The organism is Enterobacter sp. HSTU-ASh6 (assembly GCF_026319105.1).
Lineage (GTDB): Bacteria > Pseudomonadota > Gammaproteobacteria > Enterobacterales > Enterobacteriaceae > Enterobacter > Enterobacter sichuanensis.
Genome location: NZ_WSPD01000010.1, coordinates 37,223 through 53,331 on the forward strand (window position 1 = coordinate 37,223; position 16,109 = coordinate 53,331).

At 54.3% G+C, this 16,109-nt stretch carries 18 protein-coding genes; 6 read left to right on the top strand and 12 right to left on the bottom strand.

Translation table 11 applies throughout. The features are described from left to right. Window positions 1-31 precede the first annotated feature (31 nt). Both sodB and GM298_RS13855 read right to left on the bottom strand, forming a co-directional pair. The gene (gene sodB / locus GM298_RS13850) at window positions 32-613 is read right to left on the bottom strand and encodes a superoxide dismutase [Fe] (protein ID WP_095440796.1); all 582 of its coding nucleotides are present in this window, start codon (window positions 611-613) and stop codon (window positions 32-34) included. 122 nt (window positions 614-735) lie between these two features. Then, complete coding sequence (locus GM298_RS13855; RefSeq protein ID WP_266154276.1) at window positions 736-1,509, bottom strand: C40 family peptidase; 774 nt, start codon at window positions 1,507-1,509, stop codon at window positions 736-738. Between the two features lie 338 nt (window positions 1,510-1,847). On the opposite strand from GM298_RS13855, the gene grxD reads away from it, so the two are divergent. Then, window positions 1,848-2,195, top strand: a complete 348-nt coding sequence (gene grxD, locus GM298_RS13860; RefSeq protein WP_003832760.1) for a monothiol glutaredoxin 4 — start codon at window positions 1,848-1,850, stop codon at window positions 2,193-2,195. A gap of 44 nt (window positions 2,196-2,239) precedes the next feature. Here the strand turns inward: grxD and rnt are convergent, their stop codons facing one another. The 5 genes from rnt to eptA form a co-directional block, all read right to left on the bottom strand. Next, on the bottom strand, window positions 2,240-2,890 hold the full coding sequence (rnt, locus tag GM298_RS13865; protein ID WP_045284926.1) for a ribonuclease T: 651 nt from the start codon (window positions 2,888-2,890) through the stop codon (window positions 2,240-2,242). A 95-nt stretch (window positions 2,891-2,985) separates the two neighbouring features. Beyond that, window positions 2,986-3,393 carry a lactoylglutathione lyase gene (gene gloA / locus GM298_RS13870; protein ID WP_013096923.1) on the bottom strand — a complete coding sequence of 136 codons (408 nt, stop codon included), beginning with the start codon at window positions 3,391-3,393 and terminating at the stop codon, window positions 2,986-2,988. A gap of 101 nt (window positions 3,394-3,494) precedes the next feature. Beyond that, entirely contained in the window at window positions 3,495-4,592 is a 1,098-nt protein-coding gene (locus tag GM298_RS13875) for an alkene reductase (RefSeq protein ID WP_047958385.1), read from the bottom strand. 54 nt (window positions 4,593-4,646) lie between these two features. Next, window positions 4,647-5,246 (bottom strand): TetR/AcrR family transcriptional regulator, encoded by a 600-nt coding sequence (locus GM298_RS13880; RefSeq protein WP_025758336.1) that lies wholly within the window; start codon window positions 5,244-5,246, stop codon window positions 4,647-4,649. A gap of 41 nt (window positions 5,247-5,287) precedes the next feature. Next, on the bottom strand, window positions 5,288-6,913 hold the full coding sequence (gene eptA, locus GM298_RS13885) for a phosphoethanolamine transferase EptA (protein ID WP_025758337.1): 1,626 nt from the start codon (window positions 6,911-6,913) through the stop codon (window positions 5,288-5,290). A 149-nt stretch (window positions 6,914-7,062) separates the two neighbouring features. Between eptA and GM298_RS13890 the strand changes: the two genes are divergently transcribed. The 3 genes from GM298_RS13890 (at window position 7,063) to sodC (ending at window position 8,846) form a co-directional block, all read left to right on the top strand. Next, window positions 7,063-7,302: a DUF1289 domain-containing protein gene (locus GM298_RS13890; RefSeq protein WP_014883562.1), complete on the top strand. Its 240-nt coding sequence runs from the start codon at window positions 7,063-7,065 to the stop codon at window positions 7,300-7,302. A 48-nt stretch (window positions 7,303-7,350) separates the two neighbouring features. Beyond that, entirely contained in the window at window positions 7,351-8,247 is an 897-nt protein-coding gene (locus GM298_RS13895) for an aldo/keto reductase (protein WP_266154280.1), read from the top strand. Window positions 8,248-8,327: 80 nt separating this feature from the next. Next, window positions 8,328-8,846 carry a superoxide dismutase [Cu-Zn] SodC gene (sodC, locus tag GM298_RS13900; protein WP_010430333.1) on the top strand — a complete coding sequence of 173 codons (519 nt, stop codon included), beginning with the start codon at window positions 8,328-8,330 and terminating at the stop codon, window positions 8,844-8,846. Here sodC and GM298_RS13905 read toward each other — a convergent pair. Genes GM298_RS13905 through GM298_RS13915 form a run of 3 tightly spaced genes read right to left on the bottom strand, consistent with a single transcriptional unit; the run spans window position 8,825 to window position 11,957 of the window. After that, window positions 8,825-10,858, bottom strand: coding sequence for an FUSC family protein (locus tag GM298_RS13905; protein ID WP_266154347.1), 2,034 nt, complete (start codon window positions 10,856-10,858; stop codon window positions 8,825-8,827). The two genes, sodC and GM298_RS13905, sit on opposite strands and share 22 nt — an antisense overlap. Next, window positions 10,858-11,718, bottom strand: a complete 861-nt coding sequence (locus GM298_RS13910) for an HlyD family secretion protein (protein WP_095449814.1) — start codon at window positions 11,716-11,718, stop codon at window positions 10,858-10,860. Before GM298_RS13910 ends, GM298_RS13905 begins: the two co-directional genes overlap by 1 nt. 2 nt (window positions 11,719-11,720) lie before the next feature. After that, the gene (locus GM298_RS13915) at window positions 11,721-11,957 is read right to left on the bottom strand and encodes a DUF1656 domain-containing protein (protein WP_025758344.1); all 237 of its coding nucleotides are present in this window, start codon (window positions 11,955-11,957) and stop codon (window positions 11,721-11,723) included. A gap of 186 nt (window positions 11,958-12,143) precedes the next feature. Between GM298_RS13915 and slyA the strand changes: the two genes are divergently transcribed. Continuing rightward, window positions 12,144-12,584: a transcriptional regulator SlyA gene (gene slyA / locus GM298_RS13920; RefSeq protein WP_021241135.1), complete on the top strand. Its 441-nt coding sequence runs from the start codon at window positions 12,144-12,146 to the stop codon at window positions 12,582-12,584. 36 nt (window positions 12,585-12,620) lie between these two features. Here slyA and GM298_RS13925 read toward each other — a convergent pair whose 3' ends face one another. Both GM298_RS13925 and slyB read right to left on the bottom strand, forming a co-directional pair. Beyond that, window positions 12,621-13,982, bottom strand: a complete 1,362-nt coding sequence (locus GM298_RS13925) for a GGDEF domain-containing protein (protein ID WP_266154281.1) — start codon at window positions 13,980-13,982, stop codon at window positions 12,621-12,623. 198 nt (window positions 13,983-14,180) lie between these two features. Further along, window positions 14,181-14,648 (bottom strand): outer membrane lipoprotein SlyB, encoded by a 468-nt coding sequence (gene slyB, locus GM298_RS13930; RefSeq protein ID WP_025758346.1) that lies wholly within the window; start codon window positions 14,646-14,648, stop codon window positions 14,181-14,183. Between the two features lie 255 nt (window positions 14,649-14,903). Between slyB and anmK the strand changes: the two genes are divergently transcribed. Beyond that, window positions 14,904-16,028: an anhydro-N-acetylmuramic acid kinase gene (anmK, locus tag GM298_RS13935; RefSeq protein ID WP_025758347.1), complete on the top strand. Its 1,125-nt coding sequence runs from the start codon at window positions 14,904-14,906 to the stop codon at window positions 16,026-16,028. Window positions 16,029-16,109 lie beyond the last annotated feature (81 nt).

Consider the following 16,109-nt stretch of genomic DNA (forward strand, 5'->3'; position numbering starts at 1 on the left):
ACGCAGAAGGGGAGCCCCTTCTGCGTCTTGCTTACGCGGCGAAGTTCTTCGCCACAAACTCCCAGTTAACCAGTGCCCAGAAGTGCTCCAGGTAGTTCGGACGCGCGTTACGGTAATCAATGTAGTAAGCGTGTTCCCAGACGTCCACGGTCATCAGCGGTTTAGCGCTGGTGGTCAGCGGAGTGCCCGCGTTAGAGGTGGAAACGATAGCCAGTTTGCCATCAGCCTCTTTGACCAGCCATGTCCAGCCAGAACCGAAGTTCTTGATGGCGGCATCGGTGAACTTTGCTTTGAAATCTGCAAAGCTGCCGAAAGCGGCGTTAATGGCGGCAGCCAGTTCACCAGCCGGTTCGCCACCCGCATTCGGCGCCAGGCAATGCCAGTAGAAGGTGTGGTTCCACACCTGGGCCGCGTTGTTAAATACGCCACCCTCTGAGCTGCGGACAATCTCTTCCAGCGTTTTGCCTTCGTAATCGGTGCCCTTGATCAGATTGTTCAGGTTGGTGACGTACGTCTGGTGATGTTTGCCGTAGTGATATTCCAGGGTTTCCGCAGAAATGTGCGGTGCCAGGGCGTCTTTTGCATACGGTAGTGCAGGTAATTCGAACGACATTGCTTCTCTCCTTATTGTATTTTGCGTTGTCAATAACCACACAGACAACAGGGACAGGATAGCAAATTGAAAGGCTATGCAAAAGAGGAACTTACCCTGCCACGGATGTGGCAGGGCAGGGGTTAGCGAATGGTTTTCGGCGTCATGACGCGACGGGCGCCGACGTAGTGGCGAACCCAGTAGTCTTCACTGAGCGAGGTGATCTGAATATCCTGGCCGCTACGCGGCGACTGGATGAATTTGCCGTTGCCAACATAAACGCCGACGTGGTCAGCGGTGCCGCGGCCCTGAGTGCGGAAGAACACCAGATCGCCGTTTTCCAGCTCACCACGGTTAACCGGGGAGGCATCACGCAGGTGGTACATCTCATTGGCGGTACGGGGTATACGGAACTTGACCAGATCTTTATAGGCGTAATAGACGAGGCCGCTGCAGTCAAAACCGGTACGGGGCGACGTGCCACCCCAGCGATAAGGTTTGCCAATTTGACCCATCAGTTTGTTCATTGCGGTTTTTTGCGCTTTCTGAACACGCACTTTATGCACTTCTGCTAATTTCGTGACCTTTGTACATTTCGCTTTGTGGCCTTTACGCGTGATGCACTTTTCAGTAACGAGGTTAGCGGCGGTCTGTGAAGCTTTACTTTTGGCGGAGCGGGCAGTGCGGGAAGAGGTGGTTTTCGTCTTGCTGGAAGCGGTTTGTTTCGTGTTAGCCGGTGTTTTTTTCTTGTCGTTCTTAGCGGTGGTTTTTTTCTTACGTTCTGTGGTTTTCACCAGATGGTTTTTTTGTACAGCAGAATGCCGCGCCTGCTGAGAGGCGTTTGCCACTGGCGTGAAAGTGAGTGATGTAAACAGTAAAGCACAGAGCGTGATCGAGATTTTATTTATCCGCGCCACTGGGCAGTCCCCTGATATATGCAGGTCATCAATAATACCCGCGTGTGATTTACAAAGCCCGTCGATTCTAATCCATAAAAACAGAGAATGTTAATAGCATTTTTCACTCTCCAGGCCTGTTTCGTTAGCAAGTGCAAAAAAATTCATCGTTCTGTCGCACATTTGTCCGTCCCCTAAGCAAAACCCTGATGGCCGCAGGGGTAAACACCATTTGGAATGCAACTTTTCGTGACTCAGGGTACAATGTATAAACGTGACAAAAATGTTATTTTCCGATGCCAGTCTGACCCGCTACAATGTCAGACGAATGCCGTAACAGAAGTTTAAGGAAGCAAGACATGAGCACCACTATTGAAAAAATCCAGCGCCAGATCGCTGAAAACCCGATTCTGCTGTATATGAAAGGTTCTCCGAAGCTGCCAAGCTGCGGCTTCTCCGCGCAAGCGGTTCAGGCGCTGTCCGCCTGTGGTGAGCGTTTTGCTTACGTTGATATCCTGCAGAACCCGGACATCCGCGCTGAGCTGCCAAAATACGCTAACTGGCCGACTTTCCCGCAGCTGTGGGTAGACGGTGAACTGGTTGGCGGTTGCGATATCCTGATCGAAATGTATCAGCGCGGCGAACTGCAGCAGCTGATCAAAGAGACGGCGGCTAAGTACAAAACTGAAGAGCCTGACGCGGAGTAATTTTCTGCGTAAATAAAAAAGCGACCTTAAGAGGTCGCTTTTTTTTATTCTTCGCTGTCGCCCATCGGCAGCGGCCAGCCGCCCAGACGCTTCCAGCGGTTGACGATCTCACAGAACAATTCTGCGGTGCGCTCCGTGTCATACAGAGCGGAATGGGCCTGCGTGCCGTCAAACGCTATACCTGCCGTGATACAGGCCTTTGATAACACCGTTTGTCCCAACGCCAGGCCGCTCAGTGCGGCGGTGTCGAAGGTCACAAAGGGATGGAAAGGGTTTCGTTTGAGCGAAGCACGCTCCGCGGCGGCCATGGTAAAGCTGTGATCGAAGGTGGCGTTGTGGGCCACCATGATGGCGCGGCTGCAGTTGCTCTCTTTCATGCCTTTACGCACCATTTTGAAAATCGCGTGCAGCGCATCATATTCACTGACGGCACCGCGCAACGGGTTGTGCGGATCGATACCGTTAAACGCCAGTGCTTCCGGCTGTAAATTTGCCCCTTCGAAAGGCTCTACGTGGAAATGCAGCGTGGTGTCTGGTGTAAGCCAGCCCTGTTCATCCATCTTCAGCGTGATGGCGGCAATTTCGAGCAGCGCATCGGTTTTAGCGTTAAATCCGGCTGTTTCTACATCAATGACAACGGGATAAAAACCACGAAAACGGTCGCACAGACCGCTAAATTGAGCGTTATCGGACATCAGGGTCTCTTACATGGGGAAAAAGCAGTGCGCATTATGGCAAATTTTGGCGGGGGATGCAGTAAAACTACGGGCGCACGTTGCGCCCTGAGGGATCAGTTGCCCAGACCGCGGCCGGCGTCTTTGGCTTCAATCAGCTCGATTTTGTAACCGTCCGGATCTTCCACAAACGCAATCACGGTGGTGCCGCCTTTTACCGGGCCCGCTTCGCGCGTGACGTTACCGCCGTTGCTGCGAATGCGTTCACAGGCTTCGGCCGCGTTGTCCACTTCCAGTGCGATATGACCATAGGCCGTGCCCAGCTCATAGCTGTCTACGCCCCAGTTATAGGTCAGTTCGATAACCGCTTCATCCGTTTCCGGGCCGTAACCCACAAACGCCAGCGAGTATTTGTATTCCGGGTTTTCGCTGGTGCGCAGCAGTTTCATACCCAGTACGTTAGTGTAGAAATCAATAGAACGTTGCAGATCGCCAACGCGCAGCATGGTGTGAAGTAGGCGCATAATTTCCTCATTAACCTGTGGAATAGACTGTTATTTTTGAACAGAAACGATGTTTTAGTATAGCGGCGAAAGGTCGCCGCTATCAATCAACAATGGCAAGATTACAGAGAAGGGTAGTCGGTGTAGCCTTCCGCGCCGCCGCCGTAGAAGCTTTCCGGGCGCTGCGGGTTGAGTGCCGCTTTCTGCTGCAGACGGGCAACCAGATCCGGGTTGGCAATGTAATCGCGACCAAACGCGACGGCATCGATCAGCCCTTTATTGATCAGATCTTCGGCTTTCTCAGGCGTATAGGCCCCTGCACCGATGATCACACCGTGGAAGCGCTCGCGCACTTTCTGGCGGAAGGCTTCAGTGTAAGGTTTACCGCCGGCCCAGTCCGGCTCGGACATGTGCAGGTAAGCAATACCGCGTTTCGCCAGCTCTTCAATCAGATAGAGCGCGTCGGCTTCTTCATTCGGGCCGTTATCGACGTTCTGGAAAGAACCGATTGGGGAGACACGGATCCCGATACGGTCCGGGCTCCACTCTTTGCATACCGCATCCACCACTTCCAGTACCAGACGGGCACGGTTTTCAACGCTGCCGCCGTACTGGTCGGTGCGGTGGTTAGAAGACGGTGACAGGAACTGGTGCAGCAGATAGCCATGGGCGGAGTGCAGCTCAATCAGGTCAAAACCCGCTTCACGCGCGTTGGCCACCGCCTGACGGAAGTCGTTCACGATGCCCGGGATCTCCTCCAGCTCAAGGGCGCGTGGCATCGAGGTATCCACACGGATCGCATTGCCGTTTTCATCACGCAGGGAGGTCCGGGTATTGGCGCTCAGGGCCGACGCGGAGACCGGCGCCTGACCGCCAGGCTGGATGCTGCTATGGGAGATACGGCCGGTATGCCACAGCTGAACCGCAATGCGACCCTCTTCAGCGTGAACGCCCGCGGTGATTTTCTGCCATGCCGCGATCTGTTCCGGGCTGTGAAGCCCTGGCGCACCGGCATAACCTTTGGCCTGAGCAGAAATCTGCGTGGCTTCGGTGATGATCAGGCCAGAGCTTGCGCGCTGACGATAGTATTCACCCATCAGTGGGGTGGGGATATCACCCGGCTCAATACTGCGCAGACGGGTAAGCGGAGCCATGAACACGCGGTTTGGCGCCGTGACAGCACCCACTTTTAAGGGGGTAAACAGTTTTTCAGCTGACATAGAGACTCCTGAGTAGACCAGTCGACTAGTAATAAGGTAAATAAAAAGCGCCTGTTATACACCAGGCGCAGTAATGCTGCTTTTCACATGTGCCAGGGCGCTTTCCAGCGGCACGGCACTGCGCGAAATTTTTGCCTGCAGGTTAGCCCCTAACCAGAGCGCGTATAACACCTGCGCCTGGGTGAGAGGCTCGCCGGAAAAGGCCAGCGTTTTCTCATTACGGCCTTTTTCCAGCGCCTGGGCCAGCAGGGCGATCACGCCGCTGGCTCCTTTATCCATCGCCGCGCGCATATCTTCAGAGAGATCGCACACTTCGGCAGACAGTTTTACCGTCAGACATCCGCTGATAATGCCCTGCTGGCAGAACTGGTTCAGCGTTTCCTGATAGTAGTTCAGAACACGATCGCGATAGTTACCTTCGCCCGAGGCAAAGTGGGTTGCCAGGCGCTGGTGGTAGCCCGCGTAATGACGCTCAAGCATGGCCACGCCAAAGGCCTCTTTGGATCGAAAGTAGTGATAAAACGACCCTTTCGGTACCTCAGCGGTTTTTAACAGCTCGCTCAACCCCATCCCGGTAAACCCGCGATGCATACAAAGTCGCTCGCCGGTGGCCAGTAAATGTTCGCGGGTATCGTGTTCAGTATGTCTGCTCATGAGCGCACTCTAATAGACCGTTCGGTCTAATGCAAGCGGGTTTACTGCCGACATGCGTTCAAAATATCCAGCTGCTGTTGATAAACCGTTGATTTCACGTCCATCATACCCAGTACGGTTGAGAACAAATTGTCCTGGGAAACCGCATTTTTTGCTGCATGGTCACGTAAACACTGTTCGTTAATGCCAAAGTTCTTCGCATAGTCCGGGGAAAGCCAGAACATAAACGGAATGTGCGTTTGCTGCTCCGGTGCCAGCATATACGGTGTACCGTGCAGATAAATACCGCTTTCACCCAGGGATTCCCCGTGATCCGAGAGGTAGATCAGCGCGGTATTCATGCTCCCCTGGCGCGCTTTCAGCGCATCGATGGTTTTGCTGACCACGCTGTCGGTATACAGAATGGTGTTGTCATAGGTGTTCATCAGCGCCTGGTGATCGCAATCCTGAATTTCATTGGTGTCGCAGGTAGGGGTGAACTTACGGAAATTATCCGGGTAGCGGCGGTAGTACGCCGGGCCGTGGCTGCCCATCAGATGGATAACCAGCACCGTGTCCTGCTTCAGGCCGTCCAGCACGTTGTCCAGACGGTAGAAATTGACATCGTCGAGGCAGGATTTGTCTTTACAGAACTGATCCAGCTTCCATTGCGTCATGTCGGTATGGGGCACGCGATCGCAGGCACCTTTACAGCCGCCGTCGTTGTCGCGCCACAGCAGATTAATACCCGCATGTTTAAGCACGTCGAGCAGCCCTTCCTGATGATGCGCGAGGTCGGCATCGTATTTGCTGCGCGTCATGCCCGAGAACATGCAGGGAACGGAAACGGCGGTTTCGGTGCCGCAGGAGGTGGCCTGCGGGAAGTTAATGATATCCTGCTTTTTCAGCTCCGGATTGGTTTCACGTCCGTAACCGTTCAGGGAGTAATTCGCCGCGCGAGAAGCCTCGCCGACGACCAGCACCAGAACCGTTTTCTTCTGTTGGCCTGCAATCAGTGGGCCCTTATGCGCATCTTCGCCAATCCGCACCAGCGTTTGATCGCCTGCAAACCAGCGCATTTTGCTGTACTTCACCATGGCGCTGACATAGTTCGCCGGGGTCACCATTTTGACGATGCTTTTGTTATTGCGAAACAGCGATGCGTAATCTTTATAAAACACCGCGGCAACCAGAATAATTACCAGCAGGGCGCCTAGCAGTGCGGCAACGCGTGTCAGCAGGGCATACCACCATTTCCCGGTATGAATGCGGGTCAACGCCAGCACCACGGAAGGAACGAGGCCGGCAATAACAATCCACAAAATCATTTGCGGCGTGATCAGCGCGGTGGCTTCCTGAGAGTTGGTTTCGAACACGTTCACAATCATGTTCTGATCGATCACCGCGCCGTAGGTGTACATGAAATAGGTCGCTGCCGCACAACCCATCGTTAACACGATCAGCAGCGGCTTACGGATAAACGGAATATTGAGCAGACTAAAGACAATCACCCAGCCGCAAAACAGCACCAGCGGTACGGACGCGGCAAAGAGAACGTCATGCAGATGAGCAGGGGCGATAATCGCCCAGCTGCGCTGGATAAACAGCCCATTAATCAGCGTAAAGAAGAGTGCACAGCCCAGAGTAAATTTTATGTCGTTACATTGTAACTTTTTCATTAACCACATCGAACGGGAAACCTGTCATTGTCATGATGGGGCGAGTATAGAGAGTGAAGATTAGTGAAACCTTAATGCCACAAATCTGTGGTAAAGCGCTTGCGCGTGGCGTGTTTAACGTCTTCACTGTAGGTGAGAGCGGTATTACGGAGGTGAGAGTGGCAGAGCAACTGGAGTTTTTCCCTATCCAGAGCCCGTGCCGGGGGATTTGTCAGGTAGATGAACGCGGATATTGCCGCGGGTGCATGCGCACCCGTGATGAACGTTTTAACTGGCAAAACTTCAGCGACACGCAAAAGCAGGAGGTGCTGCGACTTTGTCGACAGCGTCTTCTGCGCAAAATACGCGCAAACAAAGCCGCTGAGACCGAAGAACCCCAGCAACCTTCACTTTTTTAACACGGTAATTGCGTATACTCATGACATTACATCCTTGAGGAAAATGTTATGGTTCAGCGAATTACCCTTGCCCCCCAGGGGCCAGAATTCTCCCGTTTTGTGATGGGCTACTGGCGCCTGATGGACTGGAATATGTCCCCCCTCCAGCTGGCGAGCTTTATTGAAGAGCATATCGATCTGGGCGTCACCACGGTCGATCATGCGGATATTTATGGTGGCTACCAGTGTGAAGCCGCGTTTGGCGAGGCGCTTAAGCTGGTACCCGCACTCCGGGAACGCATGGAGATCGTCACGAAGTGTGGGATTGCCACCACGGCGAAACCGGAACACGCCCTTGGGCATTACATCACCGACAGCGCGCACATTATCAAGAGCGCTGAGCAGTCGCTGGTCAACCTGGCAACCGATCGCATCGACCTGCTGCTCATTCATCGCCCGGACCCGCTTATGGATGCCGATGAGGTGGCAGAAGCCTTCCTGAACCTGCATCAGAGCGGCAAAGTGCGTCACTTCGGCGTCTCAAACTTTACCCCGGCGCAGTTTGCACTGCTTCAGTCTCGCCTGCCGTTTACCCTGGCCACCAACCAGGTTGAGATCTCCCCGGTACACCAGCCGCTGCTGCTGGACGGGACGCTCGATCAGCTCCAGCAGTTGCGCATTCGCCCGATGGCCTGGTCGTGCCTGGGGGGCGGGCGTCTGTTCAATGATGATGAATTCCAGCCGCTGCGCAACGAGCTGGAAACTGTCGCCCGCGAACTGAACGCCGGGAGCATCGAACAGGTGGTTTACGCGTGGATCCTGCGTCTGCCGTCAAAACCACTGCCAATCATTGGTTCCGGCAAAATCGAGCGCGTGCGTGCTGCGCTGGGGGCGGAAGCGCTGCAGATGACCCGTCAGCAGTGGTTCCGCATTCGCAAGGCCGCGCTGGGTTACGACGTGCCTTAAACCGTCAGAAGCTGACTTTCCGGTGAAATCTTTGCCTCTGGTATACACTTAAGGGGCAAAAAATAACCAGCGGAGGTCATATGAAGCGTTTTGCTCTGGCACTGGTCACGCTGGTTGTTTGCGCAGGGGCGCAGGCAGCCAGCGACGAAGTGGAAATGAATCTCGTCACCTCTCAGGGTGTGGGTCAGTCCATCGGAACGGTGAAAATCACTGAAACCGATAAAGGACTGGAGTTCGCCCCGAACCTTAAAGCACTCCCTCCCGGCGAACATGGTTTCCATGTTCATGCCAAAGGCAGCTGTCAGCCCGCGTTAAAAGAGGGCAAACCGTCGGCGGCGGAAGCGGCAGGCGGCCACCTTGACCCGCAGCACTCCGGCAAGCATGAAGGCCCGGAAGGTATGGGACATCTGGGCGATTTGCCTGTGCTGGTGGTGAATAACGACGGTAAAGCCACAGATCCCGTTGTCGCCCCGCGTCTGAAAAAGCTGGATGAGGTGAAAGGCAAAGCGCTGATGATCCACGTCGGCGGCGACAATATGTCCGATCAGCCAAAACCGCTTGGCGGCGGTGGGGCACGCTATGCCTGCGGGGTGATCTGATCCCCAATTGTGCCCGGTGGCGGTGCCTGTTCCAGTTGTGACAGCGAGCAGTGCAGCCGCCAGATTATCGAGGCCAAATCACGGGCTGCGGGGAGGTGATGTCGCGCCAGGGTATCGCAGATCCGCTGCAGTTCATTCAGCGTGGCTTCCAGCGGCCGCTGCTGGACCCCGCGTTCACTCATGACATCGCGCAGCAGGGAGATGCACACATCACGAACCTGCGACAGAGGATCGGAACGCGTTTCCCATGCCCGAAGCTGCCAGACCACATGTGAACAGTTCAACAGCACCACGCCCCAGCGCAACAGCCAGCGTCGGGAAAGCGCATCCTGGCTGTTATTCAGCTGGCTGACGTGGTGATAAACCAGCGATTCATACTCACTTTCACGCAGATGCGGCTTACGGCTGAGCTGGTCGACAAAGCCCCGGCGTAGCTCCCGGATGTGCCGGCGGCTCTTGCGTGCATCGGAGCCGGGACGCAACACGGCGAATGCCAGCCAGGCCAGCCCTACGCCCAGGATCTTCGCCAGATTGTCATTAAGAAAGTCGGCGTAATCATACACCGGCGGATTCGTGACCGAGATAAACGATCCCATAAAGACAATCAGCTGTCCCCAGAGACCGGCCAGTTTTGGCATTTGCAGCTTCAGAAGCTGCATGGTCGTTAACAATGGGAACAGGAACAGCAGGAACTGCCACAGATCGCTTACCTGCACCATCAGGCCAAATTTCACCACAAAACTGAACAGGGACAGCAGCACCAGCGTGCGCAGCAGAAGCGTCAGGGAGTTGAATGGCGAGGCCGCGACGGAGTAGAGCACGCAGCTGATGGCGGCAAGCGTCAGGGCCGCCGTACCGGATTCCCACTGCGTGGTGATGCTCCACGCGCCGACCAGCATCAGCGCACAGAAGGTGCGAAAACCGCTCCACAGCGCTTCCAGATAGTCGGTATGCCTTGCGAGGGCCGGGCTGCCGGGGACGTTGAATTCTGTCAGTGGAGTCGCGGTCTCGACCGCCTTAATCCAGCGACTGCTGCGCAGGTAAAGCCGACAAAAGTAATTCAGACGCTGCCAGAAGGCGCGATGGCGGTAGTCGTATTCATCAACCGGGGCGAGCGGGGCGATGATCCGTGCGACCGTATAGATGTCTGCATCCGGTCGCGCAAGGGCCGCGAGTAGCGTTTCAATCACAGCCCGGGTGTTATCAGGTGGCGCTGGCCAGTTGAGCAGCATCCGGCGCAGGCTGGAGATCGCGCTGGTCATCCGTAGCTGCTGGTGCAGTAAATAATTTAGCAGCGTATTCTGACGGCGAAAGCGGTAGTGGCTCCAGAACGCCTGAATACGCAGCAGGTTCATCGTCAGGATCTGCCCGATAACCTTTTCATGGGCGAGACGAATATCATCGCTGGTTTCCGGTTGCCACAGCAGGCTCGCATGCTCCAGCAATCGGGTGTGCATGGTTTTCAGTGCGGTGATAAGCGCGGTGCCGTCTGAGGTGCTGGGCAGGATCATCATCATGAAGCCGCCGCTGAGGATCCCGACAATCACTTCGCAGACGCGTGCCTGAGCGATATCCCACAGCTCAGTGGTGTCGAGCACGTTTACCACCGGAAAGGCAATGATGGCAGTGGTATAGCCTGCCAGCTGAAAGGCGTAGGCGACGTTGTTGGTAAAATGGGCGCAGGCCCAGGTGCAACATCCCAGCCACGCCGCCATGCTCAGTAAGAACAGCCAGGGATCGTTCAGCGTATGGCCGGCGATAATTAACGCCGCAGTGGCGCCCAGCAGGCTGCCTGCGATACGGCCAAGGCTTTTACTGATCACCCCGCCGACGGTGGGGAAACTGACCACCGCCGCAGAGGTCATTGCCCAGTAAGGTTCATCCAGATTCAGATAGTAGGCGACGGACAGCGCTAGACACATGGCAATGCCATTACGCAGCGCGTAGCGCCACTGGGGACGCGTCGCTTTCATCCACGGCGTGTTTTGCCAGGCGAAAACCGGCAGCTTCATCATCGGTTTCCGATAGAGACGGTGCAGGTCGTGCCGGATACCAGCGTGATGTCCTGCGGTAAACGGTCAAACTCCACGCGAACCGGTACGCGCTGGGCCAGGCGCACCCACGGCACGTTTGGCTTAATGTCTGGTACCAGCCCTGAATCCGTTTCCACGCTTTGATCGTAAATGGCCCGGCCAATGCTGGATACGTGACCCTGTAACTTCTGCGAGCTGCTATAAAGCGTTATCGTGGCAGGCGAACCCGCGCGGATATGACGCAGTTTGGTCTCTTCAAAATAGCCTACAACGTAGAAGGAGTGGCTGTCGACGAGGGCGAAAACGGGTTGTCCGGTGGTGGCATAATTGCCCACGCGGGCGGAAAGATTGGTCACCCATCCATCAACGGGTGCGGTTATAACCGTTTGGGTCAGCGCCCACTGGGCCTGTTTAAGCGTGGCTTCGGCAACCCTGACGTTCGCCTGCATGGCCTTCACGTTGATATTCGCAGTGTCTAAGTCTTCCGCTGAGATGTAATTTTGCGATAAATGCCGGCGACGGGTAGCCTCGTTATTGGCTTTTGCCAGATCAGACTGGGCTTTTGCCAGCTGCGCTTCGGCATTCAGAATGGCAATGTGGTAAGGGGTATCGTCGATCCGGAATAACACCTCTCCCTTTTTCACGTACTGGTTGTCCTTAACCCGCAGCATCGTGATGCTACCCGACACCTGAGGCGTGATGCTGACCTGCTCAGCGCGAATTTTTCCGTCTCGCGTCCAGGGCGACTGCATATAAAAATTCCACAACCACCAGCCCGCCACCAGCGCGAGGGCAAGAACAAACAGCGTGGAAAAGTATTTCAGCGTTTTCATAGGTATAGTCACCACACCAGCAAGACAGCAAGGCCCAGACATACGGAGAGGGCAAACAGGGAGAGATCCATCAACATGGGATGCCAGATTTCGCCGGAGTACATCCAGTCGCGAAGCAGACGATGTGCAATGAGCCAGAGCATAAAGCCCACCAGAACGGCTTTAAACAGGGGAGGAAAGTAGACTGACGCACCGAAAATCAGGTCCTGAAGGGGTAAACCCTCCGAGCGATGAAAAAACGTCACGGGCAGAGATCCTTTGCAGTGAACAGAATGCCGCGTTGGCTTGTCTGAGTAAGAGGAAGCATCACAATTCAGTGTAAGTCATACTTTTAAGTTCGATGAATGCAGTATTGCATTTGTTTTGGCAATACAAATGCTGCACACTATTCTAAAATCAGTATAATAACTTAGCAAGCTAATTATAAGGAGATGAAATTGGAATCGCCATTAGGTTCTGATCTGGCAAGGTTGGTACGCGTCTGGCGTGCTCTGATTGACCATCGCCTGAAACCTCTGGAATTAACACAGACGCATTGGGTCACGCTGCACAATATTCATCAGCTGCCGCCCGATCAGTCACAAATTCAACTGGCAAAAGCGATCGGCATTGAGCAACCGTCGCTGGTGCGCACACTTGATCAGCTGGAAGAGAAGGGACTGATCTCCCGACAAACCTGCGCCAGCGATCGTCGCGCTAAGCGGATTAAACTCACAGAGAAAGCGGCGCCCATCATCACTGAGATGGAAGCCGTGATCACCAAAACCCGCGGTGAAATCCTCTCAGGCGTTTCACCGGCGGAGCTGGAAATGCTCATCAGCCTCATTGCACGCCTTGAGCAAAACATCCATGAACTGCAGTCACGCGACTGACATCCAACAAGGCCTTGCACGCGCAAGGCCTTTTTCTTACTTAAAAACCACCACCCGATTACGACCCGTCTCTTTCGCTTCATACATCGCTTTGTCGGCGCTTTCCACGCAGGTTTCTGCGGTTATCGCCGGTGACGTTGCCGTAAATACCCCCATACTGATGGTAATCGGTTCCGGTAGCTGACCGCCGCTGCTGGTTTTATCAAAGCTGCTGAGTTTTAACCGGATGCGTTCAGCCACCTGGTATGCCGCCTCTGATGAGGTATTGGCCAGCATCAGAACAAACTCTTCCCCGCCGATACGGGCGGCAATGTCCTGTGGGCGCACGGAGTCCATCAGCAGGTTGGCGACGAACTGCAGAACTTTGTCGCCCTGAAGATGCCCGTAGGTGTCGTTGATACGCTTGAAGCGATCGAGATCGCTGACGATAACGGAAACAGGACGGCTGGCTCTGGCGATTTCCAGTGCCTGATTTAACGATTCGTAAAAATAACTGCGATTATAAAGACGGGTAAGCGGGTCGCGAATCGAGTTCTGATACGACTGTTGATACTTGACGTGCGAGTCACGATACAGCCTGAATACATCGTAAAGCAGAACAAAAATAATCAGCAGCGTGGCGACAGTTTCAAATAACCGGGCGCGATACCAGGAGATATCTTCGGCATGCCCACCCGCTAACAGCATTGCAAGCGTGACGATATAGCAGACACAAAGAAAATTACCTCCCACCCAGAATAAATTACGCACGCGGGTAACAAACATCAGTGTGGCTAATGTTACGACCCAAACGACAATTAATAAAATATTAATGCAGTGGCTCCAGAGCACCATAAACTGACGGGTTTCATTATCAACCAGGTCAATAGATAACAATGGTGAATGACTGGAATAGATCCATGCCAGCAGCACCATAACGGCGGTAAAGAGAAAGGCACTACTGACAATAGCGATATGCGCCATCCGCGAAAGGGGGTGGTTGCGCGTGGTATAGAGTATTGCCGCGACGATGATCAATACCGCCATTAAGAGATGACGGAACATGTAATAAATCATCGCATCGTTGTAGTTCACGACGTTGAACTGATAAAGATCCAGCCAGGCGGGAAAGCTGGTCAGCGTTCCGATCATCAACGATGCCGATCCGGCGAAAGCAAAAGCAATCGCGATCAGATATAAGCGTCGCCTGTCACACCAGTATTTCATCGCCATAAAACAGGCAATAAAAAGATGAAACACCAGCAAGAAAATGGTGAGGGTCGGGAACAACAGCGGTGAAAAGGAAGGCACCCATTCAACGAGTTTTGAAAATAGCGTTTGCAATATACCGGTGACAATTATGCAACCGAAACAGAACGAGATATAACGACCTTTTACAGAAAGACGATTCGCAACCATATAAGTTTTAACAAAATTATCATGAGTAAGGGAGAGGTAATTGCGAAGAGTCTAACTAATTAATGCGATAAATACTTTGCGCAGAAACAATTTACGTCAGATTAATTGATAGGGGTAATTAATGTAATTTGTAAATATATTCACGCAAATGATATATATTGTAAATAGATGTGGCCCAGGGGCCACATCTATTTCTATTTAACGTGGGGAAACGGTCACCTGGCTACCGTTGCTGGCCAGTACAACACGCTGGCCTGCTGAGAAGCGGGTGTTGCCTTGTTTCTGCACAACCATGATCGTGCTGCCATCGTCTTTACGAATTTCCAGCTCTACGCCCTGAGATTTATTCATCGCACCCTGAACGCCCTGGCCTGCCACGCCACCTGCAACGGCGCCTGCGGCTGTCGCCAGAGAGCGGCCAGTACCGCCGCCGACGGTATTCCCCAGGAAACCACCCAGTACGGCACCGCCGATTGCGCCCATCACGTTGTTTTCATCACCACCCTGGATCTGTACAGGACGTGCGTTAACAACGGTACCGTAAGTCACGTTCTGAACCTGTTTCGCTTCAGAAGCGCTGTAAACGTCGCCAGAAAGTGAACTGTCGTTCACACAGCCAGCCAGAGTTAAACCAATCAGCGAAACGCCCAGTACACGTAAAATCATTTGAATCTCCTGTTCACCAAAAACGCCCCATTCCGGGCATCCGTTATGGCTAAATTATATGGCATAAGGGGCCATCGTTCATATCTTTGCACTAACAATAGGAAAATTGTACTTGAATTTGACTTAACGAGACATAAACAGGATCCGCGCGTGTTAGCCGTCTGACATTGTTAAAAAATATTATCCCCGGATGGCAAAGCAACGCCGTTTATGGTTGAGTGGGTAACCTTAGCCCACGCAACGTAAGGAAAGCGCATGAAATCGGGTCGCTACATTGGTGTGATGTCTGGTACCAGTCTGGATGGGGTAGATGTCGTTCTGGCCGCCATTGATGAAAACATGGTGGCGCAGCAGGCGAGCCTGACCTGGCCAATCCCCCTTTCACTGAAAGAGGATATCCTGAGTATCTGTCAGGGCCAGCAACTGACCCTCTCCCAGCTTGGACAACTCGACGTCCGTCTGGGGGCGCTGTTTGCGGATGCGGTGCTGGCTTTGATGCAAAAAGAACATCTTCGTCCGCAGGATGTGGTAGCCATTGGGTGTCATGGACAAACGGTCTGGCACGAGCCGGGCGGAGACGCGCCACACACCTTGCAAATCGGCGATAACAACCAGATTGTGGCGAAAACGGGTGTAACGGTAGTGGGGGATTTTCGCCGACGTGATATTGCGCTTGGCGGCCAGGGGGCACCGCTGGTGCCCGCGTTCCACCAGGCGTTACTGGCCCATCCGTCAGAAAGACGTATGGTGCTCAACATTGGCGGGATTGCCAATCTCTCGATGCTGATCCCTGGGCAGCCTGTTCGCGGTTACGACACGGGTCCGGGCAACATGTTAATGGATGCCTGGATCTGGCGGCAGTGCGGACAACCGTATGATAAAAACGCAGAGTGGGCGAGCGAGGGTAAAGTGATTATCCCTCTGCTGCAGTCCATGTTGAGTGATCCTTATTTTGCCTTACCGGCGCCGAAAAGCACCGGGCGAGAATACTTCAACTTTGGCTGGCTTGAGCGCCAGCTGGCCTCCTTCCCGGCGCTCGCACCACAGGATGTTCAGGCGACGCTCGCCGAGCTTACGGCCGTGTCGGTCTCCGAACAGGTGTTGCTCAGCGGCGGATGCGAGCGCCTGCTGGTGTGCGGCGGTGGAAGCCGTAACCCGCTGGTGATGGCGCGTCTGGCCGGGCTGCTGCCGGGTACCGAAGTGACAACAACCGATGCGGCGGGCATCAGTGGCGATGATATGGAAGCCCTGGCCTTCGCCTGGCTTGCCTGGCGCACCGTTGCCGGACTGCCGGGTAATTTACCGTCGGTGACCGGGGCGCGCGAAGCCAGCGTGCTGGGGGCGATTTTCCCGGCGAATCCGCGTCATAATCAGAGTTAACTGAAATTCAGCGCCGCGTCCCGTCGTTACAATGGAATGAAACAGGAGGGCAGGCATGCCCTCCAGGACCAGGAAAGTCTT

Excerpts from the sequence above, each read along its gene's own strand:
- sodB (WP_095440796.1), bottom strand. The coding sequence starts at position 613 with ATGTCGTTCGAATTACCTGCACTACCGTATGCAAAAGACGCCCTGGCA.
- grxD (WP_003832760.1), top strand. The coding sequence starts at position 1,848 with ATGAGCACCACTATTGAAAAAATCCAGCGCCAGATCGCTGAAAACCCG.
- rnt (WP_045284926.1), bottom strand. The coding sequence starts at position 2,890 with ATGTCCGATAACGCTCAATTTAGCGGTCTGTGCGACCGTTTTCGTGGT.
- gloA (WP_013096923.1), bottom strand. The coding sequence starts at position 3,393 with ATGCGCCTACTTCACACCATGCTGCGCGTTGGCGATCTGCAACGTTCT.
- GM298_RS13875 (WP_047958385.1), bottom strand. The coding sequence starts at position 4,592 with ATGTCAGCTGAAAAACTGTTTACCCCCTTAAAAGTGGGTGCTGTCACG.
- GM298_RS13880 (WP_025758336.1), bottom strand. The coding sequence starts at position 5,246 with ATGAGCAGACATACTGAACACGATACCCGCGAACATTTACTGGCCACC.
- eptA (WP_025758337.1), bottom strand. The coding sequence starts at position 6,913 with ATGTGGTTAATGAAAAAGTTACAATGTAACGACATAAAATTTACTCTG.
- GM298_RS13895 (WP_266154280.1), top strand. The coding sequence starts at position 7,351 with ATGGTTCAGCGAATTACCCTTGCCCCCCAGGGGCCAGAATTCTCCCGT.
- sodC (WP_010430333.1), top strand. The coding sequence starts at position 8,328 with ATGAAGCGTTTTGCTCTGGCACTGGTCACGCTGGTTGTTTGCGCAGGG.
- GM298_RS13905 (WP_266154347.1), bottom strand. The coding sequence starts at position 10,858 with ATGAAGCTGCCGGTTTTCGCCTGGCAAAACACGCCGTGGATGAAAGCG.
- slyA (WP_021241135.1), top strand. The coding sequence starts at position 12,144 with ATGAAATTGGAATCGCCATTAGGTTCTGATCTGGCAAGGTTGGTACGC.
- GM298_RS13925 (WP_266154281.1), bottom strand. The coding sequence starts at position 13,982 with ATGGTTGCGAATCGTCTTTCTGTAAAAGGTCGTTATATCTCGTTCTGT.
- slyB (WP_025758346.1), bottom strand. The coding sequence starts at position 14,648 with ATGATTTTACGTGTACTGGGCGTTTCGCTGATTGGTTTAACTCTGGCT.
- anmK (WP_025758347.1), top strand. The coding sequence starts at position 14,904 with ATGAAATCGGGTCGCTACATTGGTGTGATGTCTGGTACCAGTCTGGAT.